The following is a 24791-nucleotide window of genomic DNA, read 5'->3' as shown; positions in this document are numbered from 1 at the left end:
TAATCATACCTAGAACTAGAAGATATCGTCAAAAACAAACAGCTTTTTAAGTTTCTAGGCCCTAAATTGTGAAGTAATTGGGTAGCGCCAATCCCGACCAAAAGCACGGGTGGTTACGCGAACCCCGGGAGGCGCTTGGCGGCGCTTGTATTCATTTAATTTGATGAGTCTGGTGACCTTTTCCACGCTCTCAGCATCAAATCCCGCAGCAATGATTTGAGCTATGGATTGGTTCTGCTCCATATAGCGCTCAACGATCCCATCTAATACCTCATACGAAGGTAGACTGTCCTGATCAGTTTGATCAGGACGTAATTCAGCAGAGGGGGCGCGAGTCAGAATCCGCTCCGGAATTACTGGCTTGATGCTATTGCGGTAATCGCATAGTCGATAGACCAAAGTCTTGGCGATATCTTTGATCACTGCGAATCCGCCAGCCATATCACCATACAGAGTGCAATAGCCGACAGCCATTTCACTCTTGTTACCAGTAGTCAAAACGAGGCGACCTGTTTTATTTGAGAGTGCCATGAGAAGAGTGCCGCGCACACGCGCCTGAATATTCTCTTCGGTAGCATCTACCTTTAAACCTTTAAATTGCGCTGCCAAAGATGCTTCGAGGGCATCTACCGGACCGCTAATCGGAATTTCGTCATACTGCACACCCAGGTTTTTCGCCAACTCGCTCGCATCGATCCAAGAGATGTCGGCCGTGTAGCGGGATGCCATCATGACGGCCCGAACTTTATCAGCACCGAGAGCGTCTACGGCAATCGCTAATACCAAAGCAGAATCTACGCCACCCGATAAACCAATAATGACCCCAGGAAAGCGATTCTTGTTCACGTAGTCGCGTACACCCAAAACCAATGCTTGATAGGCTTGCGCCTCAACACTTTGGGGTGGGGTAATCAACCCCTTTTCTAATTGGCCCGATGAGTTGATATCCACGATGCCTAGTCCAGTTTCAAACTGGGGCATTGCCATCACGACATCACCCTGACCATTTAATGCGAATGATCCACCATCAAAGACCAATTCATCTTGACCACCAACGGCATTGACATAAACCAAAGGCATTTTGGTTTGCGCAATATGTCCCCGCAGTACTTCAATACGCAGAGTTTCTTTTTTCAAGTGATAGGGTGACGCATTGGGCACCAGTAAAACTTGTGCGCCAGCAGTATGTGCTTGTTTAGCGGGGCCAGTATGCCATGCATCTTCACAGAGTATTAAGCCGTAACGAATACCTTCGCATTCAAATACGCAGGCTTCTTTGCCGGGAACGAAGTAACGTACTTCATCAAATACTTCGTGGTTCGGTAATTCTTGTTTGGCATAGCCAGCAATCACTTTGCCGTTTTGTAAAACAGAGGTAAAGTTTTGTAGGCCAGCCGCAGTCTTTTTGGGATGGCCTACTACTACAGTGAGGCCAGAATACTGCGCTAACTCTTTCATTAAGAGATCGAGTTGCTGCTGCGCTGCTTCAATAAAAGCAGGGCGGAGTAATAAGTCTTCTGGAGGATATCCGGTGAGCGAAAGCTCGGGGGTAACTACGAGTTTGGCACCTTGCTTAAAGGCATCCTGAGCGGCTTTGTAAATCAGTTGCGCGTTGCCAGCCAGATCCCCGAGTAAGGGGTTCATTTGGACTAGGGCAATTTTCTGGGCACTCACTCCGATTCACAAAGCCTTTATTAAAAATGAAGATAAAAAATTATTTGTGCTCTTTGTTGTAACGCTCAATACCTTCCATGATTTCTGTATGGGCATCTGCAACGCCACCCCAGCCTTTAACTTTGACCCACTTACCTGGCTCGAGATCTTTATAGTGCTCGAAGAAGTGTTGGATTTGGTTTAAGCGCAATGGGTTGATGTCTTCTGGTTTTTGCCAGTGTGTATAGATTGGCAAAATTTTGTCTTCTGGAACAGCCAACAACTTAGCGTCTTGGCCACCTTCATCTTCCATTTGTAAAACACCAATTGCACGGCAGCTAACAACCACACCTGGAATCAGTGGGAATGGAGTGATTACGAGAACGTCAACAGGATCGCCGTCACCAGCAATCGTTTTGTTAATGTAGCCATAGTTACATGGATAGTGCATTGCAGTGCCCATAAAACGGTCTACAAAAATCGCGCCACTTTCCTTATCGACTTCATACTTGATTGGATCCGCATTCATTGGGATTTCAATAATGACGTTGAAGCTCTCAGGGATCTTTTTGCCGGGCTTGACGTTGTCGAGACTCATAAATACTCCGAATAATGATTAGTAAATACCCTGATGCTAGCAGGTAGGCACAGGGGTGATTCTGTTACATACTGGTACAGCTTATAGACCCTAGTTTAAAGCTTTCTAAAACCTGGTCGACCTAAGCGCTAGATATACAAAACAATAAGATCAACTTTAGGGAGTCAAGCATGAGTAATGTCACTTTAGGCTTGTATTTTGCCTTGGCTTGCGGTGTCCTAGCCGTAATTTACGGTTTTGTGATGCGCGGCTGGATTTTGAAGCAAAGTACGGGCAATGCCAAAATGCAAGAAATTGCAGAGGCAATTCAGCAGGGCGCCGCCGCTTATTTATCGCGCCAATATAAAACGATCGCTGTAGTTGGGGTAGTTCTCACTATCCTCATGGCGCTCTTTCTAGACTTTGCAACTGCTATCGGTTTTGTGATCGGCGCAGTACTGTCTGGCGCATGCGGTTTTATTGGTATGAATGTTTCGGTACGTGCAAACGTACGTACAGCTGAAGCAGCTACTAAGGGTATGAACGAGGCTCTCAATGTTGCATTTAAGGGTGGCGCGATTACCGGCATGCTAGTAGTTGGTCTCGGTCTCTTGGGTGTTGGCCTCTTCTTTATGTTCCTGGTATCGATTGGTGCAGGACAAGATCTGGCTTCTGTTTTGCATCCGCTGATTGGTTTGGCATTCGGTTCATCTTTGATTTCTATCTTCGCGCGTCTTGGCGGTGGCATCTTTACTAAAGGTGCAGACGTTGGTGCTGACTTAGTTGGCAAGGTAGAAGCAGGTATTCCAGAGGATGATCCACGAAACCCAGCAGTGATTGCCGATAACGTCGGTGATAACGTGGGTGACTGCGCCGGTATGGCGGCAGACTTATTTGAAACCTATGCTGTGACACTGATTGCCACTATGGTGCTGGGTTCATTGATGGTGGTTGGAGCACCAGTGGCAGCCATTGTTTATCCGCTCGTACTTGGCGGTGTTTCTATTATTGCTTCCATCATTGGTTGTTCCTTTGTAAAAGCAACGCCTGGTATGAAGAATGTAATGCCAGCTTTGTATAAGGGCTTAATCATTGCCGGTGGTTTGTCATTGGTAGCGTTCTACTTTGTGACTAATTTCATCATGCCAGATGATGCTTTGGGTATTCCAGGTAGCCAATGGCGTTTGTTTGGCTCAACCGTAGTAGGTCTCTTGCTGACTGCAGGCTTGGTTTGGATTACCGAGTACTACACCGGTACTCAGTTCAAGCCAGTGCAACATATTGCTGAGGCTTCTACTAAAGGTCACGGTACCAACATCATTGCAGGCTTGGGTATCTCCATGAAGTCCACTGCATATCCAGTGCTCTTTGTCTGTGCTGCTATTTTTGCTGCTTACTGGTTAGCCGGCTTGTATGGCATTGCGATTGCAGCAACCGCGATGTTATCGATGGCAGGTATTGTGGTTGCACTCGATGCTTATGGCCCAATTACAGACAATGCTGGCGGTATTGCGGAGATGGCTGGTTTGCCGCAATCAGTACGTGACATTACCGATCCATTGGATGCGGTTGGTAACACTACAAAAGCAGTTACCAAAGGCTATGCAATTGGTTCTGCTGGATTGGCTTCACTCGTATTGTTTGCTGACTATACCCATGCATTAGAGGCGATTGGTCAGCAAGTTTCCTTTGATCTATCGAACCACATGGTCATCATCGGCCTCTTTATCGGCGGCATGATTCCTTACTTGTTCGGTGCGATGGCAATGGAAGCGGTTGGTCGCTGTGCTGGTGCAGTAGTAGAAGAAGTGCGCCGTCAGTTCCGTGACATTCCTGGAATTATGGAAGGTACTGCTAAGCCTGAATACGGTAAGGCGGTAGACATGCTGACGAGCGCAGCTATTAAAGAAATGATTGTTCCTTCACTCTTGCCAGTGATTGCGCCGATCGTTGTGGGTCTCTTGTTGGGGCCTGCTGCATTGGGTGGCTTATTGATGGGTACGATTGTGACCGGCTTGTTTGTAGCGATCTCAATGTGTACTGGTGGTGGTGCTTGGGATAACGCCAAGAAATATATCGAAGAAGGAAACTTCGGCGGTAAAGGTTCTGAAGCCCATAAGGCGGCTGTGACTGGTGATACCGTAGGTGACCCCTACAAAGATACTGCTGGTCCTGCTGTAAATCCACTCATTAAGATTATTAATATCGTGGCATTGCTCATCGTGCCACTCTTGCCAGTGATGAGTCGCTAAGGCAATTCAGTAAAGCAATAAACAAAAACGCCTAGCAATGCTAGGCGTTTTTTCTTGGAGAAGGCCTTGACAAAGAGTAGTTCATTGGCCCACTATAGAGGTAATGGATTTTGAATGGGATATGGCTAAAAGTAACTTATGCCAGATCTCTCGAAATTTTGATTTTGCATATGTGATATCAGTTTTTACAGATCCTGCGTTGCTTGTTGAGCATGATCAGCGCTGGGATTATGGTGAAGAGCGGTTTCGGGCGCTGGGAGTTATTGATGGTCGCATCTTTGTGGTTGTATTCGCAAGGAGATTAAGGGCTATCAGAATTATTTCGGCAAGAAGAGCTAATAGTAGGGAGGTCAAGCGTTATGAAAAAAATAGTTCGAGTTAGTGTTGATCTAAAAAACCCCAAAAGCTTTCCAAAAGGTTTTGTTAATAAGAAGTTGCTTGATGCAACAGCCGAACGTCTCATAAAGTTACACGAACAGCAAGATGATGCCGAAGCTATGCAAGATGCTGCTAAATATGCAAAGCGTGTCCGTGAGCGGATTGGCCTATCTCAACAAGAGTTCTCCAGTCGAATAGAGGTTTCGCTGGAAACTATTAGAAATTGGGAGCAGGGTAAAAGAAGTCCAACTGGCGCAGCAAAAGCGTTACTGAAAATATTGGATCGAGCCCCCGAAGTAGCATTGTTGGCCCTAAGTGCATGAAGCTATAAAAGTAAAAACGCCCAGCAATGCTAGGCGTTTTTGTTATTAGAGAAACTTTTGCAAACTTAATCCAAGGTTTCCAAATAACGTTGCGCATCCAGTGCAGCCATACAGCCTGTACCAGCACTCGTAATTGCTTGGCGATAGATGTGATCTTGAACGTCACCGGCAGCAAAGACGCCAGGGATATTGGTAGCAGTGGCATTACCCTCTAGACCAGAATGAGTCTTGATATAGCCGTTGTTCATATCTAACTGGCCAACAAAGAGTTCAGTGTTTGGTTTGTGGCCGATTGCAATGAAGGCACCAGTGACAGCGATATCTTCTGTGCTGCCATCTTGTTTCTTGATGCGCACACCAGTAACACCTTTTTCATCACCAAGCACTTCATCCAATGTTGCATTGAGTTTGAGTTCTACTTTGCCTTCAGCAACTTTATTCATGAGGCGATCATTCAAGATGGGCTCAGCACGGAATTTGTCGCGACGATGAATGACAGTTACTTTTTTGGCAATTCCAGTTAAGTAAAGCGCTTCTTCAACTGCGGTGTTGCCACCACCTACTACGCAAACATCTTGATTGCGGTAGAAGAAGCCATCGCAAGTTGCGCAACCGGAAACACCACGTCCCATAAATGCCTCTTCACTTGGTAAGCCGATGTATTGGGCAGAAGCACCGGTAGAGATAATCAAGGCATCGCAGGTGTAAGTTCCTGAGTCTCCAACCAGGCGGATGGGCTTTTCTGTGAGGGCAGCCGTATGAATATGGTCAAAAATGATCTCGGTATTAAAGCGCTCGGCATGCTTCAAAAAGCGGTCCATCAGCTCAGGGCCTTGGACGCCATCGGCATCAGCAGGCCAGTTTTCGACGTCTGTCGTGGTCATTAATTGACCCCCTTGAGCCAAGCCAGTAATGAGGGTAGGCTTTAAATTGGCTCGGGCTGCATAGACTGCAGCCGTATAGCCAGCAGGGCCTGAACCGAGGATAAGAACTTTGGAGTGTTTTAGGGTATTTGTAGTCATAACCAAATTATAGGTTTGCTTGTTTACAATCGGTAGAACATGGCGAGAACCGTATACCCGAAGTCCCAAATCCCCCAGCCCCCCAATAGCGATGGGCAGGGCAGGATGCCCCGCCTTCTGCTGGAGGCCCGCTGGTTCATTTCTCTGGGCTTATGCCTGGGCTTATTTGCCATTTTGGTGACCTATTCCAAGGCGGACCCCGCCTGGTCACATGCAAGTTTTGAGGCTCCCAGAAACCTGGGCGGTCGTTTTGGGGCCTATTTAGCGGATCTCATGCTCTATATCTTTGGCATCTCCTCCTTCTGGTGGGTGGTGTTATTTGGGCGCAGAGTCCTCAATGGCTGGCGTGAGCTCTGGAGTATTCCGCTGCCACCAGATCCAGATGCCAAACCAGACTCCTTATTAGTGCGTTGGCTGGGCTTTGGACTGACTTTAGCCTGCAGCATGGGTCTTGAGTCCATTCGGATGCATTCCCTGTCCTGGGAGCTTCCAAGACCTCCTGGTGGCATTCTGGGTGAGCTCATCGGCGACCCCTTACAGATGTCTCTCGGCTTTACCGGGGCAACCTTAGTTCTTCTGTTTGGTCTCTGTGCTGGCTTATCTCTGTTCTTGCATTTCTCCTGGTTGGATATCGCTGAAAAGGTAGGACGCTTCCTGGAAGTCACTTATCACCGCATTCGTGAGCGACGCGATAGTGAAGAGGACCGCAAATTAGGCGAGGCGGCTGCTGAAGAGCGTGAAGAGTTTGTAGAAGAGTTTCGTGGTCGCGTAGAAGTTGCTGCTCCCGTACAAATTGTGCGTGCACCGGTAGAAATTCCCAAGAGTGCTCGTGTAGAGCGTGAGAAACAACAGCCACTATTTGTGGATATTCCAGATTCAGAATTGCCACCACTGGCTTTGCTCGATCCAGTCCCGGAAGTAAAAGAAACAATTTCTGCCGATGTCTTGGAATTTACTTCCCGCTTGATCGAGCGCAAGCTTGCTGAATTCAATGTTCAGGTTACTGTGATTGCTGCATACCCTGGTCCAGTGGTGACTCGCTACGAGATTGATCCGGCGATTGGTGTGAAGGGTAGTCAGATTGTCAATCTCTCACGAGATCTTGCACGTTCACTGGGTGTTGTGAGTATGCGGGTAGTTGAAACTATTCCAGGTAAGACCTGTATGGCTTTGGAGTTACCAAACCCAACACGTCAATCTGTGTATCTCTCAGAGATCCTCACTTCACAGGTATATAACGACAATCATTCATTGTTGACTCTGGCTTTAGGTAAGGATATCTCGGGTAGCCCAATGGTTGCTGACCTTGCCAAGATGCCACACTGCTTGGTGGCAGGTACTACCGGTGCCGGTAAGTCTGTAGGAATCAATGCCATGATTTTGTCGCTGCTCTTTAAGGCGAAGCCTGATGAAGTGCGCTTGATCATGATCGATCCAAAGATGCTCGAGATGGCCATCTACGACAAGATTCCCCATTTGCTTTGCCCAGTAGTCACCGATATGAAGCAGGCGTATAACGCGCTGAACTGGGCAGTGAATGAGATGGAGCGTCGCTACAAACTCATGAGTAAGTTTGGTGTGCGTAACTTAGCTGGCTTTAATAAGAAAATTCTGGAAGCAGAAGAGAAAGGTGAGAAGCTCACTAATCCATTCAGCTTAACTCCAGATGATCCTGAGCCAATTTATAAAGCACCAGTCATCGTGATCGTGATTGATGAGTTAGCTGACTTGATGATGGTTTCTGGTAAGAAGATTGAAGAGTTGATTGCCCGTATTGCACAAAAAGCCCGTGCTGCAGGTATTCATTTGGTGTTGGCAACACAACGTCCGAGCGTGGACGTCATTACCGGCTTGATTAAAGCGAACGTGCCAACCCGTATTTCATTCCAAGTGAGTAGCAAGATCGACAGCCGTACGATTTTGGATCAGCAGGGCGCGGAAGCATTGCTTGGTATGGGTGACATGCTCTACATGGCACCAGGTACTGGCTTACCAGTTCGCGTACACGGCGCATTTGTTTCGGATGATGAAGTGCATCGCGTAGTGGAGTGGCTTAAAGAGAAGGGTGAAGCCAATTACATTGATGGCGTGCTTGAAGGCGCCGATGAATCTAATATCGATGCCTTAACCGGTGAGAGCGGTGGAGAAGCTGATCCACTTTACGACCAAGCAGTAGCCATCGTTCTAGAAAACAAACGTCCATCGATCTCCTTAGTGCAGCGTCACTTGCGTATTGGCTACAACCGCGCAGCACGTCTCTTAGAAGATATGGAAAAAGCAGGGCTTGTATCAAAGATGGGTAATGGCGGTAATCGTGAGATCCTGCACCGTCCTTCAGAATAAGGCAGTAATTTTGCAAAGATTCTTATCTGCAGTAATTCTTGGAACAGCTCTCCTGTTTACAAATGTCACCAACGCTCAAAGCGAGAGTGGTGCCGATCAATTGCGTCAGTTTGTACGTAACTCCAAAACTGCTGAGGGTGACTTTGTGCAACAGCAGTTGCGCGCACCTAAGGCAGGCGAGTCACAAGATAAGGGTTTAAAGGTAGTACGTCAGACGCAAGGTCACTTTGTGTTTCAGCGTCCCGGAAGATTTATCTGGGACACCCAAAAACCGTATGAGCAAAAACTGATTGCCGATGGCAAGCAACTTATTTTGTGGGACAAGGATTTAAATCAAGCCACCATTCGTCCTGCAGGGCAAGCGTTAGCTGCCACACCAGCGGCCATATTGTTTGGTGAAACCTCCCTTGATCAGCATTTTGATTTAATCGAAGGTGAAGAGCGCTTGGGAATGAAGTGGGTAGCCCTTACCCCCAAAAAAGATCCGAATGCTAAGAATAAAAACGACCTTCCTTATACAAAGATCTCGGTAGGTATGGTCAATGGCTTGCCAAAGGCTTTGGAGTTAATTGATGGCCTGGGTAGCGTGGTCTTGGTTACCCTAGATAAGATCCAGTTGAACGTCAATTTGCCCGCAAATCGCTTTACTTTCACGCCGCCCGCCGGCGCTGAGGTCTTACGCTTAAACTAGAGCCACAATATTCATTCAGTACCAAACAGACTAAACAGAGCAATATATGATTGATCCGCAATTACTCCGTAAAGATATCGCCGCCGTTGCTGCGCGCCTAGCTACCCGTAAATTTCAATTGGATGTTGAGAAATTCAACACCTTAGAGTCTGAGCGTAAATCTTTACAAACCCGTACCGAAGAATTGCAAGCCAAACGCAATCAGTTGGCAAAAGCCATTGGTATGAAAAAAGGTAAGGGCGAGGATGCTTCTGCTGAGATGACTGAGGCGAGTCAGATCAACGTCGATATGGAGTCTGGTGCGGCGCGACTATCCATTCTGCAGGCAGAGATTTCTGATTTCTTGATGGGTATTCCTAATCTCCCGGATGAGTCTGTACCAACGGGTAAAGACGAGACTGAAAACAAAGAAGTGAAGCGTTGGGGTACAGAGCCCATATTTGATTTTGAGATTAAAGACCACGTGGATCTTGGTGGCCCATTAGGTTTAGATTTTGAAGTGGCCGCCAAAATTAGTGGCTCACGCTTTGTAGTACTCAAAGGGCCGATTGCTAGACTACATCGTGCCTTAACGCAATTCATGATTGATACGCACGCAACGCATCATGGTTACCAAGAGGTCTATGCGCCTTATATGGTTAATGCAGCTTCTATGCGCGGCACCGGCCAATTACCGAAGTTTGAAGAAGACCTTTTTAAAGTTCCCCGTCAAATGGGTGGTGAGGACGCAAAGGGAACAAATTCAGGCGAAGCAAAAACAGAAAACTTCTACCTAATTCCAACTGCAGAAGTGCCAGTAACGAATTTAGTCAGAGATGAAATTGTCAATGCTGATCACTTGCCGATGAAGTATGTGGCTCATACCCCATGCTTCCGCTCTGAAGCAGGTAGTTATGGCCGTGATGTGCGCGGCATGATTCGTCAACACCAGTTTGACAAAGTTGAGTTGGTACAAATCACAAAACCAGAAGACTCCATGCAAGCATTAGAGGATTTAACTGGCCATGCAGAAAGAATTCTGGAGCTACTCGAATTGCCATACAGAAAAGTATTGCTCTGTACGGGTGATATGGGATTTGGTAGCACCAAGACTTATGACTTAGAAGTGTGGGTACCATCACAAAAAGCCTATCGTGAAATCAGTTCATGCTCCAGCATGGGTGACTTCCAAGCAAGACGCATGCAAGCCAGATTTAAAGCAGGACAAGGCAAGCCAGAATTAGTACACACCTTAAATGGTTCAGGTCTTGCAGTGGGTAGAGCATTGGTAGCGTTGATTGAGAATAAGCAGCAAGTGGATGGCAGCATTGCCATACCTAAAACACTGCAACCCTATTTGGGTGGCTTAACAGTGCTCAAGCCTGTTTAAGTAAAACCAAAGAAACACCCCAAAGCTATAATTGCACTTCGGTTCGGAGAGGTGGCAGAGTGGTCGAATGTACCTGACTCGAAATCAGGCGTAGGGTCAAACCTACCGAGGGTTCGAATCCCTCTCTCTCCGCCAAAACTACTCGGCAGCTTTTCTTAGGATCTTGTTTGCAGTCGCAGCGTAATCATTCATGGTCTTGACTAGCTTAGGCGTCGGTCTCACATATTTGATGCGCTTATCGGATGGATCAAAGTAGTGCTCAAGCCATCCATCATTTACAAACCTGAGATAGTGTCCTCTAACTGCTGTATAGGAGTGGGGCACTGAGGCAAAGAGTTCTTTGATGGAGATATTGTTTTTGGCGTAGTTGTTAATTGCCAAGACAAGTATTAAATCGTATGCAATCAGTGAGTTTTCTGTCGGCAGGTTATCCCTGCACCAGGTGCGCAAGGCGAAAATACCTTCAATCATTAATTCATGAGTTTTACTAAACATCTTTAGACTCTATCAGCTATATAGCTGAATAGATATCTAAATAGACATCTTAAAAAGATCTTTTAATTAAATAAAATTATGGTATTTATCATTAAATAAGACAGTCCTAGAATAGAATGATCCCACGTTATATAGTTCAATACCCATGAAAATTACTTCCTACCTCCCTCTAGCCGCTGTATTTACGTTAATTGCTTGTGGCACTCCAGATAGCGAGTTCGGGGTTTATAAGCAATCTGATGGAGCTATTGGGGTACATGCCCCTAAGGGTGCTAAAGAGAGCGAAGTTCAGCAGGCAGCTCTTGCAGAATGCAAGAAGCTAGGTAAACAGAATGCTGTGATCGCTGAAAGTAGGAAAACGGTCAATGACCGTTTTCCTATGACTTACATCTATTTGTGTAGATAAGTTTTAACTTGCTGCTTAGCTCAGTAACCACTTCTTAATCGACTTATTGACGCACATTGCGTCTAAAGCAAGACCAAAGAACTCAGAACCATTGGTTACCATGCTCTCGATGGCTTCTACTTTTCCAGACTTAATGCCCCGTAAATAGGTAGCCGCACGATAGCGTAAGAAGTGTTCAGTTTCACCTTCTTCGTTCTCAGTAGAGCAGAGCTCAAGGCTGCCGTAGCGCGTTTCTGGATTGATATTCAGAATCGCGAGACCTAGCGCACCAATCAGTTTCTCTGGAACGGGGATTGGTACATAGGAGTAGAGGGAAATGAGCATTTCTTGTTCGTCTACTTCAATAATGTGATCAATATCAAGAACGTCTTGTTCAGTGAGTTCTGTTTCACCAGAATCGCCACCACCAAAGGTAGACTCAAATTGCAACATCGCAGTATTGCTACCTTTGGAGATCTCGATCATGTCAGGATAGCCAAGCAAGCCTTTCCACCAATACATGAGGGAGAAAGTGCAGGGCTTTACTTCTACCAAACCTTTATTGGTAGATTTAGCGAAGTAGAGACCATAAAACTCGTCATCTTTCTCAAGACCATATTGATCTACTTTGGAAGATTTGGCTGCTGCTTTCTTAACCGCTTTTTTAGCTACCTTCTTTGCTACCGGTTTTTTGGCTGCAGACTTCTTGGCAGGAGCCTTCTTAGCCGCCACTTTTTTTACTACCTTTTTAGCAGTTTTCTTGGTTGCTGGCTTCTTAGTCGCTACCTTCTTAACAACCTTCTTTGCAGGGGCTTTTTTTACCACCTTGGTAGCTACTTTCTTTTTAGCTGGAGACTTCTTTGTAGCCATGGTTTATTACCCTTCTTTTGGTTGAAATATGCTTCAGTGCTTATAGATATTACTGCAAGTTCCCTGCAGTTCTCATCAGAGCTATATGGGGTTTGTCCTGCTTATGGCTATGGGCATTGTCCTATTCTTGAAGCAGGAATACACTGAAAACAGATAGTTTCGAATAACCTAATATCAAGAGGATCTATGTTTCCAGAATATCGTGAATTGATTACCAAGCTAAAGACCTCAGATCGTCACTTTTCCCATTTATTTGATAAGCACAATAATTTGGATCAAAAGATTCAAAGAATGGAGGCCCATTCAGAGCCTAGCACCCCGGAGCAGATCGAAACCCTGAAGAAGGAGAAATTGCTATTAAAGGACCAGATCTACGCCGTGTTAAAGAAGGCAAGTAGCTAGCCTAATAAAAAAGAACTAAGCCTTTTTAAGGAGGCGGGCTTTAAATCTCATACTGCCTGCTTCTCTTTTGCAGTCGACTTTATGATCGCCTGAAACCAAATGAATGTGCAATGAGCAAAACTGTAAAAATCATCCTCATTATCTTTGCTGCCGTCTCAATCCTTGTAGGTTTGGGCGCCTGGTACGCTGCCTCCTCAATTAAACCAGCGCAACTAACGCAATTACTTAGTTCTACAGTAAAGGACGCAACTGGACGAGAGCTCAAGATTGCCGGGCCTGTGAGCTTAACTATTTTCCCCTCCATTGGCGTCAAGGCTGAGCAAGTCAGCTTAAGCAACGCAACGTGGGCAAGTGATTCTGAAATGCTGTCCTTAAAGCGCATTGAGCTTGAAGTGAAACTATTCCCCTTATTGACGGGCAATGTAGAAATTGACAGCATTAATCTTGTTGGACTTGAAGCCCATTTGCAGACTAATAAAGCAGGACAAAATAATTGGGATTTAACGCCGGTAGTCAGTACGGCAAATTCCAATGGCGCTCCTAGCAGTAGCTCCTCTCAGGCGGTATCGGATGACAGTAGTCTTGTGGCAATACAGACTGTGCATATTTCTGATGCTCGCATCACCTATCAAAATGGTAGCAGCCCCCTTAAAACCATAGAGGTTCCGAAGCTTTCATTAACGGGTGAGGGTGGCAAAACCACTATCTTGCTTGATCTGCAATACGCTAATTACAAATTAGGACTCAAGGGCAAGATGGGCTCGCTACGGCAGGCCATCATCGATTGGGGTCAAAGCCCAGTAAAAACAAATCTGGATTTCACACTCACTCTGAATAGAAAGTCACTAGACATAACTGGCACAGTTGATAAAGCTCCCAAGGTATTGCCGCAATTTGATATTAAGCTCGAGTCCAAATCATTTGACTTACTTCCATTGGCTGCGGCATCTGCTGCATCCTCAGCAGGAAAGTCTGCAGTGTCTGCAAAATCTGTGAGTAGTCAAAGCAAATACTTCTTTAGTGATGATCCTTTGCCGTTTGATTTATTGCCAAATGCCAATGGCAAGATTGCCTTAGCTATTGTGCAGCTTGGTGTGCCAGATCAAACGCCCTATAAGAATGTCAGCGGGACAATTGCCTTCAAAGGTAATCGACTGGATGTCAATGATCTGAAATTTGAGCTGGGTAAAGGACAGGCTCAAGCACAAATTTCACTATCGCAAATAGATAGCCCTGCGCCTGTAATATCGATGAAGGCGCTTGCAAAAGGCTTTACCTTAGAGCAAGTGGTTGACAGTGGTGATTCAAATGCTAAGGTCAGTGGTGGTGATACTCAAATTGCATTTAACTTAACTGGTAAAGGCAAAAGCTTGCATCAAATCATGGGTGCAGCAAATGGTGCAGCACAAATGACCGTGGGTAAAGCCCGCTTAGACTCAAAGCTACTAAATGCTGCTGGCGATTTGGCTGTCACCATCATGGATACCTTAAATCCAATGCGTAAACAAAGTAATCAAACGATCTTAGAGTGTGCGGTAGCTTATCTTCCTGTTGGTAATGGGATGATTAATATTAAAGATTCGGTTGGAGTAGAAACAGATAGATTGGATGTCGTTTTATCGGGAACAGTGAATCTCAATACGGAAGCAATCAATCTCAAGATTGATCCTAATCAGAAATCCGGCTTAACTACCGGCATAGATCTCGGTAGCCTGGTAAAACTAGAGGGTACTTTGCAAAATCCTAAGGCTGGCGTTAACAGAGAAGGTGTTGTAAATAGCGCCGTATCGATTGGCTTGGGATTTTTAACTGGCGGAATCAGTATTGCTGCAGAAAATGCAAGGTCTATGACCACCAAGAGACATCCTTGTAAAACAGCAATGCACTCTTGGGCTGATATTTACCCGGGATCTAATTGATCGGATCTTTAAAAAACTAGACCGCTTACAAAGAGGCTGAATAAAGAAATAAAGATGCTGGCGAAGAAGGCAGTCCAGAAGCCGGAGATCGTAAATCCACTGACGACTGCTGATACCAGCATTAAGACCAAGGCATTAATGACCAGTAGAAACAGGCCCATTGTGACTACTGTTAAAGGTAGTGTAAAGAGGATGAGCAATGGCTTAACGATGGCATTGGCAAATCCTAGTAGTAGGGCTGCAATGAGCAGTGAGCCTCCATCAGCAAAGCGTAGGCCACTAAAAATATAGCTAGCTACCCAGAGGGATAAAGAAGTCAGACCCCATTGAACTAGAAACAGCGTTAAGTTACTCATTTTTATTCCTTTTCTTCTTGCAAGAAGGTGATAGATGATGCCTACAAGACTATCTTATCAGTCGCTTAGTAGTGCGGGGGAATTTCATCTTTGAGACTACCTCCGCCACCACCTGCGCTGCTCGCCTGTTCTTTAATGGCTTTGAGCTCGCGATAGAGAAATTCAATTTGCTGCTGTTGCTTATAGACAGTCTCATTGAGTTTTTCAATAAGGTCTTCAGTAAAGCTTAATTTAATTTCTAGATTAGTAATTCGGTCATCACTCATTGGATTTACCTCTTTATTCTGCGACAAGTTCAAAGCGACCATCTTCCATCTCGGCTTTTGGTCGAATCCAAAAATCGTGCGATTGCATAGATTCGTAAACATAAGCAGGCTCAAGAGAGGCTTCAACGTTTGCTAGAAAGACTACTTTATAAAAGCCACCAGTCTTTTTGTGCTTAAGCTTGCTACCCGGTTTAAACAGGCCTTCATCAGGTGAGGCCATTTTAGGTTTAGTCATGATGCAAATCCATAATGTTGTAGTTAGAAGTAATTAGTACATTTTCTTTTAACGCTTGAGAAGCAAACTTCAATACTTCATTATCTTTACTAATGAGAATACAGGGCTTGGCTGTAAAAGCTATGTCTAGAAAGACTTGATCATCCGGATCTTGGCAGCGCCAGGGGGAGGGCAAAAGCTTTTCCTCATCCAAAATGCGCGCTAAGGATCGCCATTGCAGCAAAATTTGTTCTTGTGCAGCCGGCTCTAGCGAGAATAAGGATCTTGCGATCACATCTGCAAATTCTTCCAGGGTCTTGGTGCTGACCAGAGCATCAATTTGCTTGTCTAGCAATGCTTGCTTTAAATGAATTGCCCTGAAGTCATTGAAGACAAATAGATCTAGCAGAACATTGGTATCAAAGACGATAGATTTCATCTTGAGATGATTACTTATTCTTGATTGCTGCGCCAAACTTCAGGTGTGATCGTGACTTGACCTTGATCTGAAGAGACATACGCTTCGCCATCTTGAATATTTACATGCAAGACCATGCTGCGCTCAACCAATTTATTGAGTTCATTTGCTTGCGCCGCTGGAATAGAAATGATTTGGAGATTGCGAGCACGTGTGAGTTTATTGGTAATGCCATCCCACCAAATTTTGCTGGTATGTCCACCATAGCAATAGACAATCACTTGATCAGACCTCCCGCAGGCCTTCAGAATGCGGCGCTCATCTGGCTGCCCAATTTCAATCCAAAGCTTGATGGCATCGGTCAGGTCTTTAATCCAGAGATCTGGTTCATCGGTATCACTTAAGCCTTTGGTGAAGACTAAATCCTCATTTGCCTGTAAAGCAAAAGCAATGATTCTGACCATCATCCGCTCCTCAGTTTCTGAGGGGTGCTTGGCGATAGTGAGGGAGTGACTGCCATAGTAGTGGCGGTCAGAGTCTGCGACATGAAGGTCGGCTTTGTGGATAGTTGCGCGTAGAGCCATGACGCATTATCGCCTGTATAGCCCGCTACCAGAGGTAGCTTGGTCTTTTAACCAGTATCATTTGACCCTAGAGACTGAATATAGCTAGCCAAGAGCCCCATGATCCGTATTACTGAACTACGTCTGCCTGTCGACCATGCTCCAGAAGCTGTGGAAGCAGCAATACTGAAGCGCCTGAATTTATCCCCCAAGGATTTGATTGGCTTTGAGGTCTTTAAGCGCAGCTACGATGCTAGAAAAAATGTGGCGCTCTCTTTTATCTACACGGTAGATCTCTCGGTTAAAGATGAAGAGGCCATTCTGAAAAAGTTTGATGGTGATATTCATGTTAGACCATCACCCGATACGAGTTATCACTTCAAGGCCAAAGCTCCCGACTCATTTGCCACCGGTAAATCATTACGGCCTGTAGTGATTGGTTTTGGTCCCTGCGGAATATTTGCAGCACTCGTATTAGCGCAAATGGGATTTAAGCCGATTGTTCTTGAGCGCGGTAAGCAAGTGCGAGAGCGTACTCAAGATACTTGGGGTTTATGGCGTAAGAATATTCTCAATCCTGAATCCAATGTGCAGTTTGGAGAGGGCGGGGCGGGCACTTTTTCAGATGGTAAGTTATGGAGTCAGATTAAAGACCCTAAGTTTTATGGTCGCAAGGTGATTAATGAATTCGTGAAGGCGGGTGCGCCAGCAGAAATTCTCTATGTTGCTAAGCCTCATATCGGCACCTTCCGCTTGGTGGGCGTCGTAGAGAAAATGCGCCAAGAGATTATTGAGCTTGGGGGTGAGATTCGCTTCTCCCAAAAAGTGATTGGTTTTGACATTCAGAATGAGCAGATTACTGGTGTCAAAATTGAAGGCCATGATGATCTACAGGCAAGTCATGTGGTACTAGCCCTTGGCCACAGTGCACGGGACACTTTTCAGGTTTTGCATGAGGCTGGTGTCTTTATGGAGGCTAAGCCATTCTCAGTAGGCTTTCGGATTGAGCATCCGCAGTCACTCATTGATAAGGCGCGTTTAGGTCCGCATGCCGGTAATGAGTTGATTGGTGCGGCTGATTACAAGCTAGTTCACCATGCCAAGAATGGCCGCTCTGTTTATAGCTTCTGTATGTGTCCTGGCGGTACTGTAGTGGCTGCAACTTCGGAGCCCGATCGCGTAGTGACTAACGGAATGAGTCAATATTCTCGTAATGAACGCAATGCCAATGCCGGTATTGTGGTGGGCATCACTCCAGATGACTACCCTGGTGGTCCTATGGCAGGAATTGAGTTTCAGCGCGCGCTTGAATCCAAAGCTTTTGAGTTAGGCGGAAAAACCTATGAAGCGCCAGGACAGTTGGTTGGAGATTTTCTGGCGGGCAAACCTTCAACAGAGTTTGGTAGCGTTCTGCCTTCTTACAAACCGGGTGTGCATTTAACTGATTTAGCCGAGAGCTTGCCAGCCTATGCGATTGAAGCAATTCGGGAAGCGTTACCTGCCTTTGAAAAGCAGATTAAAGGCTTTTCAATGAAAGATGCTGTCTTGACGGGTGTCGAGACCAGAACCTCTTCACCTCTGAGAATTACTCGTGGACCGAATTTTCAAAGCCTAAATATCAAAGGCCTCTATCCTGCGGGTGAGGGCGCTGGATATGCCGGTGGAATCTTATCTGCCGGTGTTGATGGAATTAAGGTTGCAGAAGCACTTGCTCTAGATTACTTATCAAAGTAGGCGGCATATTCCAGAGTTCTTTATTTCCATCCGTAAGGGTAAATCCTCACACGTTTGATCTGGATCAAATAAGTAAATAAATACTGTTGCTTTTCAGGCATTACTAAATGCATAACATCATTACATTTGATTTACATCAAATTCCTCTAGATCTGTCAATTCGAAAATAGTTTCATCGAAATTGATAACAGAAAGAGGAATCATCATGCGTCTTAAATCACTAGTGTTAGCAATGGCTGCCGTAGCCTCATTAGCTCCAATCGCTTCGCAAGCACAGTCTGCGAACGAAAACCCTTGGATGATTCGTGTGCGCGCGGTAGATTTGCTTTGGCAGAATGGTCAAACAGAGTCAGTGAAGGCTTTGGATATTAAGGCTGAAAATCAATTTATCCCAGAGTTTGACGTGTCTTACTTTTTTACAAAAAACATTGCTGCTGAGTTGGTATTGACTTGGCCACAGCAGGTCAACATTAATATGGGCGGCGCAAATGCTGGAAAAATCTCAGCACTTCCACCATCATTGCTGATGCAGTATCACTTTACAGATCTGGGGGCTTTTAAACCTTATGTTGGCGCTGGTGTGAACTACACCATTTTTGGCAATCGCCAAAATTTTCCAGCCCTTGGTAATGCCTATCAAGTTGATCAATCTAGCGTTGGTTTCGTTGGTCAAGTAGGTGCGGACTATATGTTTGATAAGAATTGGGGTCTTAATGTGGACCTGAAGTACGCAACTATGAGTACAAACGTATCTGCTGTAGGCGGAGCTAGTATTGGTAAATTGACTTTAAATCCTTGGATGCCAGCAGTTGGTGTGACTTATAAGTTCTAAGAATTCAGTTCTTGGTTCTTGAGGTAGGGCCCCTGAGGGGTCCTATTTTTTTGGGCATTTCCATAAATCTCTCCTCTTTCTTAGAAGTGACGATAATGTCGCCATGGCTTTAATCGTACTTACTGATGCAAAACTGGCTTTTGGCCACGTAGATCTCCTCGCAAACACTGCTTTTTCACTGGAATCGGGTGAGCGTGTTGGCTTAATTGGGCGCAATGGCACTGGCAAATCTTCTCTTTTGAAGATCTTGGCTGGCATTGAAAAAATGGATGATGGGCTTTTGCAATATCAGCAAGGCCTCAGAATTGCTTATGTTCCTCAAGAGCCTATCTTTGAAGCTGAGGAAACGGTATTTGATGCTGTCTCCAAGGGTGTAGCCCAGGCGAAGGCTCTGCGTGAGGAATATGAGGCACTCAGTGTAGGCGACTGGGATGATGCCTCTCATCACCGTTTGGATGAAGTGCAATCTCAATTGGAGGCACTCAGTGGTTGGAACTGGGAGCAACGTGTTCATGAAACTCTAGATCGCCTGCATTTAGAGGCGGATGTCAAAATCAGCACCTTATCGGGCGGCACTAAAAAACGGGTAGCGCTTGCACGTGCTTTAGTAGAGATGCCTGACGTCTTGCTCTTGGATGAGCCAACCAACCACTTGGATTTAGATTCCATTGCCTGGTTAGAGGGGCTTTTAAAAGAATATCAAGGCTCTGTCATTCTGATTACCCATGACCGCGCCTTCTTAGATAACGTCTGCACCCAAATTGTGGAGCTCGATCGCGGTATCTTACGCAGTTATCCCGGCAACTTTACGCAATACGAGGTTCTCAAAGAGCAAGAGCTCAATGCAGAGTCTTTAGCCAATGCTAGAGCAGATAAATTGCTTGCCCAAGAAGAGGTCTGGATTAGAAAAGGGGTTGAGGCCCGCCGGACACGCAGCGTAGCCCGCATTGCCCGCTTAGAAAAACTGCGTACTAGTCGCGCTGAACGTAGAGATGCCATGGGTCAAGTGAAGTTAGCGGTCTCGGCCGGTGATCGCAGCGGCAAAATTGTTGCTGATCTACAAAACGTCAGCAAGTCTTACGATAGACCGATTGTGCAGGACTTCACTGCAACCATTTTGCGTGGCGATAAAGTGGGCCTGCTTGGTCCTAACGGCGCTGGCAAGACAACGTTGCTTAAATTGATTCTGGGTACGATTGCACCTGATTCAGGAAGCGCTACGATGGGCACCCGGATTGAAGTGGCTTACTTTGATCAAATGCGTGAAGGACTTGATCTCAATGCTTCGCTTGAAGACTACATTAGCCCAGGTAGTGAATGGATTGAAATCAATGGCAATAAAAAACACGTCAAGAGTTATTTGAGTGATTTCTTATTTGCGCCGGAGCGGACTAATTCACCGGTAAGCACTCTATCAGGTGGTGAGCGTAATCGCTTGTTACTTGCTCGTTTGTTTGCAAGACCAGCAAACGTCTTGGTATTGGATGAGCCAACCAATGACTTGGATATCGATACCTTAGATTTGCTCGAGCAATTGCTGCAAGACTATAAAGGTACCGTCTTTTTGGTAAGTCATGATCGTTATTTCTTGGATAACGTAGTCACCAGCATCATTGCTCATGAGGGTGATGGATTTTGGCGTGAGTATGAAGGCGGCTATGAGGATTGGAAAATTCAAAAAGCACGTTCAGAAAAAATCCGCGCGAGCAATGCAAAGCCTGTAGCTAAGACGGAGCCCAAATCCGAAGTAAAGCAAGAGCCTAAAGTGGAAGCAAAGCCCGCAGCGAAGAGTGGGGTGCAAAAACTCAATGGCAAAGAGCGTCAAGAGTTAGAAGCCTTACCTTTACAAATTGAAGAGCTGGAAACAGAGCAGGCCGATATCGGAATTGCGATGAGTAATCCAGATCTTTATAAGAATGAACCTGAGTTAGCTGCAAGCATGCAGGCTCGTTTAACTGAGATTACTGCACAGCTAGATCAAAAACTGCAACGCTGGGAGCTACTCCTCAGTCGCTCAGAGGCTTAAGCCAGCTTATTTAATATTTAAGCGAGCACGCAGTTGTGCGATTTCATCCAAGAGATCAAGAGCTAGGGCAACACCTGGGACATTTAATTCCAGATCATGCGTGAGATGCGCTGCAGTTTTGGCTCTTCTAAGAGAGTCTCCGCTAAAGCGCCAGTCTTCTGGAGATGAGCCCGCAGGACTCAGTACACCTTCTGATACCCAAGACATAATCAATTCTTGAGGGGTGCGAGATGCATGTGAGAGCTCCACAATACTCATGTGTACTTCATTTTCTACAACGCTCGCTTCGATCCAAGTGGTATTTAACTTTGTCATCGTCATCATCCCTTCAAGTGAGATCTAGGATTGAAATCAAAAGCCTTTTCAAAGTGTTGATAGGCCTCTTTTTGTGAATCTGTTTCTGCTGGTGGTAGTGCAATGGTAGGAACTACATAAAGATCGCCGGGCTCAGCACTTGGAATACCTTTACCTTTAAGGCGCATCTTGCGGCCAGCAACGGTGCCGGCAGGAATTTTTAATTCCAATGTTGAGCCTGCTGGGGTTGGCACATTAACGGTAGTGCCCAGAGCCGCCTCCCAAGGTGCCAGTGGAATATCGATAAAGACATCTTTGCCATCAACCCGATAAATTGCATTTGGCAGGAAATCAATCTCTAAATACAGATCACCTGCAGGACCTTGTCCAATACCAGGGCCACCTTGTCCTGAGAGACGTAGATTTTGACCAGCCTTAACCCCTTTCGGAATGCTGACGTCTAATTTTCGCTCTTGAGTGCTGACGTGTCCGCTAGCGTCTTGCACAGGCATGTGCAAAGCAATAGTTCGTTTAGCACCGTTATAAGCATCGGCAAGATCAATCAATATTTTGGCGTGATGATCTTGGCCTTTGAAGTTCATGCCTTGGTGTGATTGGCCACCACGGCCACCTTGGCGATGTTTGCCTCTACCAAAGAGAGATTCAAAGAATTCGCTTTGATCACCTTCGAAGCCGCCACCATAACCTGGGTGGCCACCATTAAATCCATTATCGGAATATTCAAAACCTTCATTCCAATTTGGAGGAGGAGTGAAGTCTTGACCATTTTTCCAATTAGCGCCAAAGCGATCGTATGCTGCGCGTTTCTCGGTATCTTTTAAAACCGCATAGGCCTCGCCGATTTCCTTAAACTGCTCTTCAGCGCCAGCTTCTTTATTAACATCTGGATGATATTTGCGAGCAAGCTTGCGGTAGGCAGATTTAATTTCTGCTTCGGTAGCGGAGCGAGCTACTCCCAGCGTTTCGTAGTAATCCCTAAATTTCATAAGTCTGTATTAATCCTCATACATTGATTCTTACTGAGCTAATGATGAATTCTACAGTTCTATTAGCTCATGACCCCGATTTGCCAAGGAACAAATTCATAATCTCCGAGGCCAAGCAATTCGCTCTTAGAGGGCTCTCCAGAGGCTGTGCGCAGAAAGAGCTCAAAAATGCGTTGCCCCATCTCTTGGACAGAAACGGTTCCGTCCAAAATCTCGCCACAATTAATATCCATATCTTCAGTAAGTCGCTGGTACATGGGGGTATTGGTGGCCAGCTTGATGCAGGGAGCAGGTTTGGAACCAAACATGGAGCCTCTACCAGTGGTAAAGGCGATCAAGTTTGCTCCACCAGCGATTTGACCAGTGGCGGAGACAGGATCAAAGCCAGGTGTGTCCATAAAGACAAAACCTTTGGCCGTTACCGGTTCGGCATATTTGTAGACTTCCATTAAGGGCCCAGTACCACCTTTCATAGAAGAGCCTAAAGACTTTTCAAAGATATTAGCAAGCCCACCAATTTGATTGCCAGGACTAACTTGACCATTAATTTGCACATCCCTACCAACGGAATATTCATCTTTCCACCAGCGAATACGTTTGATTAACTTTTCACCAATCGCTTGACTTGCGGCACGACGTGTGAGGGTGTGTTCTACGCCATAGATCTCTGGCGTCTCTGACAAAATTCCAGTACCGCCGTGACGAGACAGAATATCGATGGCAGCGCCTAATGCAGGATTAGCTGTAATGGATGAGAAACCATCTGAGCCACCACATTGCAAGCCAACACAAAGATGACTTGCAGAAACAGTTTCACGCTTGGCTTTGTTTGCTTCCGGAAGGAGGGCCTTAACTGCCTCAATGCCAGCCTCAATGGTTTTACGAGTACCGCCGGTCTCTTGCATGATAAAAGTGTGCAGGTTTGTACCTGCGATCAATTCTTCTTGCTCCATTAATCCTTTTAATTGATTGCGCTCGCAACCAAGACCAACAATCAGTGCAGCTGCAAGGTTAGGGTGGCGCGCATACCCAGCCATCGTGCGACGCAGTAACTCCATTGGCTCACCACTCATTTCCATGCCGCAGCCGATATCGTGGCTAAATGCCACTACACCATCAACGTTTGGAAAGTCTTTTAATTTCTCCGGTGTAAACCAGTCGGCAATTCTATTTACTACAGTCGCAGAGCAATTGACGGTAGATAGAATTCCAATGAAATTACGCGTACCTACTTTACCGTTTGGTCTGACATACCCCTGAAAGGTCGCGCGCTCAGACTCTGGCAGCATTTGCGTTGGTTTAAATTCACTAGCGTACGCATAGTCTCGATCAAACTCCCGAAACTCGGTGTTATGACTATGAACCATGGTGCCAGCTTCAATATCAGTATTAGCAAAGCCAACAGTCACGTTGTACTTCAGAATGGGCTCACCCTTCAGAATCTTTTTGGCGGCAATTTTGTAACCAGCGGGAACCTGGCTGCGGCTTGTAAAGTGTTCGCTAGGAACTTCGGTGCCAATACCAATATCAATACGCGCCACCACAATATTGTCGTTAGGGTGAAGGCGGATGATGGCGCCAGCCAGTTTTTTTCCAGACGTTTCAATCATATTCGTGTCAGTTCTTGTGTAATGGACTTATCGTAAACCTAGGCTAGCTCAGTTTTAATGACTCAGGTCAAAAAATAGTACTTCTGCACCATTGCCATCACTGATTTGAAGAGCAGTTTCATTCTCAATGAGCAATGCATCGCCGCCAGCCAGTTTTTGACCATTCACATTTAAAGATCCTTTGATGAGATGAACATACGCCTTGCGTATTGGGTCGAGTTGCAACTGCGCAGATTGGAGCCCATCAAAAAGACCGGCATATATTCTGGCGTCTGCAAATATTTTGACAGATCCATCTTTCCCATCGGGTGAGGCAATTAAACGCAGCCTCCCTTGTTTTTCGACTAATGGAATAGTCTTTTGCTCATAGCTTGGTGCAATTTCTAAAACATTGGGCTCAATCCAGATTTGTAAGAAATGGGTTGTTTGATCTTTAGCATGATTGAACTCGCTATGTGTCACGCCAGAGCCAGCACTCATGCGCTGCACATCTCCCGGAGGGATGCTCTCGATATTACCCATGCTGTCTTGGTGTGCCAGTTCACCAGAGAGAACATAGCTAATAATTTCCATATTGCGATGACTGTGTTTGCCAAAGCCCATACCGGCTGCTACGCGATCTTCGTTAATGACTCTTAAGTTCCCCCAGCCCATAAATTGAGGGTCGTGATAACCAGCAAAAGAGAAGGAATGGAAGCTTTTGAGCCAGCCGTGGTCGGCATAGCCTCTATCTGAGGATTTTCTGAGTTGGAGCATAGGTTTACTGGTTTTCGTTGGAGAAATATCAATAAG

Annotated in this window: 26 protein-coding genes and 1 tRNA gene; 13 read left to right on the top strand and 14 right to left on the bottom strand. The window is 45.8% G+C overall.

Annotated elements, in window-relative coordinates:
• Positions 1 to 54 precede the first annotated feature (54 nt).
• Positions 55 to 1674, bottom strand: a complete 1620-nt coding sequence (locus ICN13_RS09090) for an NAD+ synthase (protein WP_216140033.1) — start codon at positions 1672 to 1674, stop codon at positions 55 to 57.
• A 40-nt stretch (positions 1675 to 1714) separates the two neighbouring features.
• Positions 1715 to 2251: an inorganic diphosphatase gene (gene ppa, locus ICN13_RS09085; RefSeq protein WP_216140032.1), complete on the bottom strand. Its 537-nt coding sequence runs from the start codon at positions 2249 to 2251 to the stop codon at positions 1715 to 1717.
• A 170-nt stretch (positions 2252 to 2421) separates the two neighbouring features.
• Here ppa and ICN13_RS09080 point away from each other — a divergent pair, with 170 nt between their 5' ends.
• From ICN13_RS09080 to ICN13_RS09070, 3 genes are all read left to right on the top strand, one after another.
• The gene (locus ICN13_RS09080) at positions 2422 to 4482 is read left to right on the top strand and encodes a sodium-translocating pyrophosphatase (RefSeq protein ID WP_216140031.1); all 2061 of its coding nucleotides are present in this window, start codon (positions 2422 to 2424) and stop codon (positions 4480 to 4482) included.
• Between the two features lie 103 nt (positions 4483 to 4585).
• Positions 4586 to 4864, top strand: coding sequence for a BrnT family toxin (locus ICN13_RS09075; RefSeq protein ID WP_216140030.1), 279 nt, complete (start codon positions 4586 to 4588; stop codon positions 4862 to 4864).
• Positions 4842 to 5183, top strand: a complete 342-nt coding sequence (locus ICN13_RS09070) for a DNA-binding transcriptional regulator (RefSeq protein ID WP_216140029.1) — start codon at positions 4842 to 4844, stop codon at positions 5181 to 5183. The genes ICN13_RS09075 and ICN13_RS09070 overlap by 23 nt, the downstream gene beginning before the upstream one ends.
• Positions 5184 to 5248: 65 nt before the next feature.
• Here the strand turns inward: ICN13_RS09070 and trxB are convergent, their stop codons facing one another.
• Positions 5249 to 6205: a thioredoxin-disulfide reductase gene (gene trxB / locus ICN13_RS09065; protein ID WP_216140028.1), complete on the bottom strand. Its 957-nt coding sequence runs from the start codon at positions 6203 to 6205 to the stop codon at positions 5249 to 5251.
• A 105-nt stretch (positions 6206 to 6310) separates the two neighbouring features.
• Here trxB and ICN13_RS09060 point away from each other — a divergent pair, with 105 nt between their 5' ends.
• The 4 genes from ICN13_RS09060 to ICN13_RS09045 all read left to right on the top strand — a co-directional run bounded on the left by ICN13_RS09060 (position 6311) and on the right by ICN13_RS09045 (position 10743).
• A complete protein-coding gene (locus tag ICN13_RS09060) occupies positions 6311 to 8548 on the top strand; it encodes a DNA translocase FtsK (protein ID WP_216140027.1) in 2238 nt (745 codons plus the stop codon).
• Positions 8508 to 9239, top strand: coding sequence for an outer membrane lipoprotein carrier protein LolA (locus tag ICN13_RS09055; RefSeq protein WP_255534105.1), 732 nt, complete (start codon positions 8508 to 8510; stop codon positions 9237 to 9239). Before ICN13_RS09060 ends, ICN13_RS09055 begins: the two co-directional genes overlap by 41 nt.
• A gap of 46 nt (positions 9240 to 9285) precedes the next feature.
• On the top strand, positions 9286 to 10608 hold the full coding sequence (gene serS / locus ICN13_RS09050; RefSeq protein ID WP_216140026.1) for a serine--tRNA ligase: 1323 nt from the start codon (positions 9286 to 9288) through the stop codon (positions 10606 to 10608).
• 45 nt (positions 10609 to 10653) lie between these two features.
• Positions 10654 to 10743, top strand: a tRNA-Ser gene (locus ICN13_RS09045).
• A 3-nt stretch (positions 10744 to 10746) separates the two neighbouring features.
• Here the strand turns inward: ICN13_RS09045 and ICN13_RS09040 are convergent.
• Entirely contained in the window at positions 10747 to 11103 is a 357-nt protein-coding gene (locus tag ICN13_RS09040; protein ID WP_216140025.1) for a hypothetical protein, read from the bottom strand.
• A gap of 145 nt (positions 11104 to 11248) precedes the next feature.
• Here ICN13_RS09040 and ICN13_RS09035 point away from each other — a divergent pair, with 145 nt between their 5' ends.
• Positions 11249 to 11509, top strand: a complete 261-nt coding sequence (locus ICN13_RS09035; protein ID WP_216140024.1) for a hypothetical protein — start codon at positions 11249 to 11251, stop codon at positions 11507 to 11509.
• Between the two features lie 15 nt (positions 11510 to 11524).
• Here ICN13_RS09035 and ICN13_RS09030 read toward each other — a convergent pair whose 3' ends face one another.
• Positions 11525 to 12358, bottom strand: coding sequence for a hypothetical protein (locus tag ICN13_RS09030; protein WP_216140023.1), 834 nt, complete (start codon positions 12356 to 12358; stop codon positions 11525 to 11527).
• Between the two features lie 186 nt (positions 12359 to 12544).
• On the opposite strand from ICN13_RS09030, the gene ICN13_RS09025 reads away from it, so the two are divergent.
• Together ICN13_RS09025 and ICN13_RS09020 are read left to right on the top strand one after the other, a co-directional pair.
• Positions 12545 to 12760 carry a YdcH family protein gene (locus ICN13_RS09025; protein ID WP_216140022.1) on the top strand — a complete coding sequence of 72 codons (216 nt, stop codon included), beginning with the start codon at positions 12545 to 12547 and terminating at the stop codon, positions 12758 to 12760.
• 110 nt (positions 12761 to 12870) lie between these two features.
• Entirely contained in the window at positions 12871 to 14679 is a 1809-nt protein-coding gene (locus ICN13_RS09020) for an AsmA family protein (RefSeq protein ID WP_216140021.1), read from the top strand.
• A gap of 8 nt (positions 14680 to 14687) precedes the next feature.
• On the opposite strand, the gene ICN13_RS09015 is transcribed toward ICN13_RS09020, so the two are convergent.
• The 5 genes from ICN13_RS09015 to ICN13_RS08995 all read right to left on the bottom strand — a co-directional run bounded on the left by ICN13_RS09015 (position 14688) and on the right by ICN13_RS08995 (position 16517).
• A complete protein-coding gene (locus ICN13_RS09015) occupies positions 14688 to 15035 on the bottom strand; it encodes a phage holin family protein (protein ID WP_216140020.1) in 348 nt (115 codons plus the stop codon).
• 65 nt (positions 15036 to 15100) lie between these two features.
• Positions 15101 to 15301 (bottom strand): SlyX family protein, encoded by a 201-nt coding sequence (locus tag ICN13_RS09010; RefSeq protein WP_216140119.1) that lies wholly within the window; start codon positions 15299 to 15301, stop codon positions 15101 to 15103.
• A 13-nt stretch (positions 15302 to 15314) separates the two neighbouring features.
• Positions 15315 to 15536 carry a hypothetical protein gene (locus ICN13_RS09005; protein ID WP_216140019.1) on the bottom strand — a complete coding sequence of 74 codons (222 nt, stop codon included), beginning with the start codon at positions 15534 to 15536 and terminating at the stop codon, positions 15315 to 15317.
• A complete protein-coding gene (locus tag ICN13_RS09000; RefSeq protein ID WP_216140018.1) occupies positions 15529 to 15954 on the bottom strand; it encodes a putative toxin-antitoxin system toxin component, PIN family in 426 nt (141 codons plus the stop codon). The genes ICN13_RS09005 and ICN13_RS09000 overlap by 8 nt, the downstream gene beginning before the upstream one ends.
• 14 nt (positions 15955 to 15968) lie before the next feature.
• Positions 15969 to 16517 carry a YaeQ family protein gene (locus ICN13_RS08995; RefSeq protein WP_216140017.1) on the bottom strand — a complete coding sequence of 183 codons (549 nt, stop codon included), beginning with the start codon at positions 16515 to 16517 and terminating at the stop codon, positions 15969 to 15971.
• 99 nt (positions 16518 to 16616) lie between these two features.
• On the opposite strand from ICN13_RS08995, the gene ICN13_RS08990 reads away from it, so the two are divergent.
• From ICN13_RS08990 to ICN13_RS08980, 3 genes are all read left to right on the top strand, one after another.
• Positions 16617 to 18230, top strand: a complete 1614-nt coding sequence (locus ICN13_RS08990) for an NAD(P)/FAD-dependent oxidoreductase (protein ID WP_216140016.1) — start codon at positions 16617 to 16619, stop codon at positions 18228 to 18230.
• Positions 18231 to 18435: 205 nt separating this feature from the next.
• Complete coding sequence (locus ICN13_RS08985; RefSeq protein WP_216140015.1) at positions 18436 to 19062, top strand: OmpW family protein; 627 nt, start codon at positions 18436 to 18438, stop codon at positions 19060 to 19062.
• A 103-nt stretch (positions 19063 to 19165) separates the two neighbouring features.
• Positions 19166 to 21088 carry an ATP-binding cassette domain-containing protein gene (locus tag ICN13_RS08980; RefSeq protein WP_216140014.1) on the top strand — a complete coding sequence of 641 codons (1923 nt, stop codon included), beginning with the start codon at positions 19166 to 19168 and terminating at the stop codon, positions 21086 to 21088.
• A 6-nt stretch (positions 21089 to 21094) separates the two neighbouring features.
• Here the strand turns inward: ICN13_RS08980 and ICN13_RS08975 are convergent, their stop codons facing one another.
• The 4 genes from ICN13_RS08975 to ICN13_RS08960 form a co-directional block, all read right to left on the bottom strand.
• Positions 21095 to 21403, bottom strand: a complete 309-nt coding sequence (locus tag ICN13_RS08975) for a chaperone modulator CbpM (protein ID WP_216140013.1) — start codon at positions 21401 to 21403, stop codon at positions 21095 to 21097.
• 5 nt (positions 21404 to 21408) lie between these two features.
• A complete protein-coding gene (locus tag ICN13_RS08970; protein WP_216140012.1) occupies positions 21409 to 22389 on the bottom strand; it encodes a DnaJ C-terminal domain-containing protein in 981 nt (326 codons plus the stop codon).
• A gap of 62 nt (positions 22390 to 22451) precedes the next feature.
• Positions 22452 to 23999, bottom strand: coding sequence for a UxaA family hydrolase (locus ICN13_RS08965; protein ID WP_216140011.1), 1548 nt, complete (start codon positions 23997 to 23999; stop codon positions 22452 to 22454).
• A gap of 54 nt (positions 24000 to 24053) precedes the next feature.
• Positions 24054 to 24755: a pirin family protein gene (locus tag ICN13_RS08960; protein ID WP_216140118.1), complete on the bottom strand. Its 702-nt coding sequence runs from the start codon at positions 24753 to 24755 to the stop codon at positions 24054 to 24056.
• Positions 24756 to 24791: the final 36 nt, after the last annotated feature.

The sequence above is a fragment of the Polynucleobacter sp. MWH-Berg-3C6 genome, assembly GCF_018881855.1.
In the GTDB taxonomy this organism is placed as follows: Bacteria; Pseudomonadota; Gammaproteobacteria; order Burkholderiales; family Burkholderiaceae; genus Polynucleobacter.
The sequence above is the reverse complement of the archived record's forward strand: the minus strand, read 5'-3'. Positions and strand labels throughout refer to the sequence as shown.

Coding starts and splice junctions, on each gene's coding strand:
- ICN13_RS09040 (WP_216140025.1), bottom strand. CDS start 11,103: ATGTTTAGTAAAACTCATGAATTAATGATTGAAGGTATTTTCGCCTTG.
- ICN13_RS09060 (WP_216140027.1), top strand. CDS start 6,311: ATGCCCCGCCTTCTGCTGGAGGCCCGCTGGTTCATTTCTCTGGGCTTA.
- ICN13_RS09030 (WP_216140023.1), bottom strand. CDS start 12,358: ATGGCTACAAAGAAGTCTCCAGCTAAAAAGAAAGTAGCTACCAAGGTG.
- ICN13_RS09015 (WP_216140020.1), bottom strand. CDS start 15,035: ATGAGTAACTTAACGCTGTTTCTAGTTCAATGGGGTCTGACTTCTTTA.
- trxB (WP_216140028.1), bottom strand. CDS start 6,205: ATGACTACAAATACCCTAAAACACTCCAAAGTTCTTATCCTCGGTTCA.
- ICN13_RS08990 (WP_216140016.1), top strand. CDS start 16,617: ATGATCCGTATTACTGAACTACGTCTGCCTGTCGACCATGCTCCAGAA.
- ICN13_RS08995 (WP_216140017.1), bottom strand. CDS start 16,517: ATGGCTCTACGCGCAACTATCCACAAAGCCGACCTTCATGTCGCAGAC.
- ICN13_RS08980 (WP_216140014.1), top strand. CDS start 19,166: ATGGCTTTAATCGTACTTACTGATGCAAAACTGGCTTTTGGCCACGTA.
- ICN13_RS09025 (WP_216140022.1), top strand. CDS start 12,545: ATGTTTCCAGAATATCGTGAATTGATTACCAAGCTAAAGACCTCAGAT.
- ICN13_RS08975 (WP_216140013.1), bottom strand. CDS start 21,403: ATGACAAAGTTAAATACCACTTGGATCGAAGCGAGCGTTGTAGAAAAT.
- ICN13_RS08970 (WP_216140012.1), bottom strand. CDS start 22,389: ATGAAATTTAGGGATTACTACGAAACGCTGGGAGTAGCTCGCTCCGCT.
- ICN13_RS09075 (WP_216140030.1), top strand. CDS start 4,586: ATGGATTTTGAATGGGATATGGCTAAAAGTAACTTATGCCAGATCTCT.
- ICN13_RS09070 (WP_216140029.1), top strand. CDS start 4,842: ATGAAAAAAATAGTTCGAGTTAGTGTTGATCTAAAAAACCCCAAAAGC.
- ICN13_RS09055 (WP_255534105.1), top strand. CDS start 8,508: ATGGCGGTAATCGTGAGATCCTGCACCGTCCTTCAGAATAAGGCAGTA.
- ICN13_RS08985 (WP_216140015.1), top strand. CDS start 18,436: ATGCGTCTTAAATCACTAGTGTTAGCAATGGCTGCCGTAGCCTCATTA.
- serS (WP_216140026.1), top strand. CDS start 9,286: ATGATTGATCCGCAATTACTCCGTAAAGATATCGCCGCCGTTGCTGCG.
- ICN13_RS09010 (WP_216140119.1), bottom strand. CDS start 15,301: ATGAGTGATGACCGAATTACTAATCTAGAAATTAAATTAAGCTTTACT.
- ICN13_RS09035 (WP_216140024.1), top strand. CDS start 11,249: ATGAAAATTACTTCCTACCTCCCTCTAGCCGCTGTATTTACGTTAATT.
- ppa (WP_216140032.1), bottom strand. CDS start 2,251: ATGAGTCTCGACAACGTCAAGCCCGGCAAAAAGATCCCTGAGAGCTTC.
- ICN13_RS08960 (WP_216140118.1), bottom strand. CDS start 24,755: ATGCTCCAACTCAGAAAATCCTCAGATAGAGGCTATGCCGACCACGGC.
- ICN13_RS09005 (WP_216140019.1), bottom strand. CDS start 15,536: ATGACTAAACCTAAAATGGCCTCACCTGATGAAGGCCTGTTTAAACCG.
- ICN13_RS08965 (WP_216140011.1), bottom strand. CDS start 23,999: ATGATTGAAACGTCTGGAAAAAAACTGGCTGGCGCCATCATCCGCCTT.
- ICN13_RS09000 (WP_216140018.1), bottom strand. CDS start 15,954: ATGAAATCTATCGTCTTTGATACCAATGTTCTGCTAGATCTATTTGTC.
- ICN13_RS09080 (WP_216140031.1), top strand. CDS start 2,422: ATGAGTAATGTCACTTTAGGCTTGTATTTTGCCTTGGCTTGCGGTGTC.
- ICN13_RS09020 (WP_216140021.1), top strand. CDS start 12,871: ATGAGCAAAACTGTAAAAATCATCCTCATTATCTTTGCTGCCGTCTCA.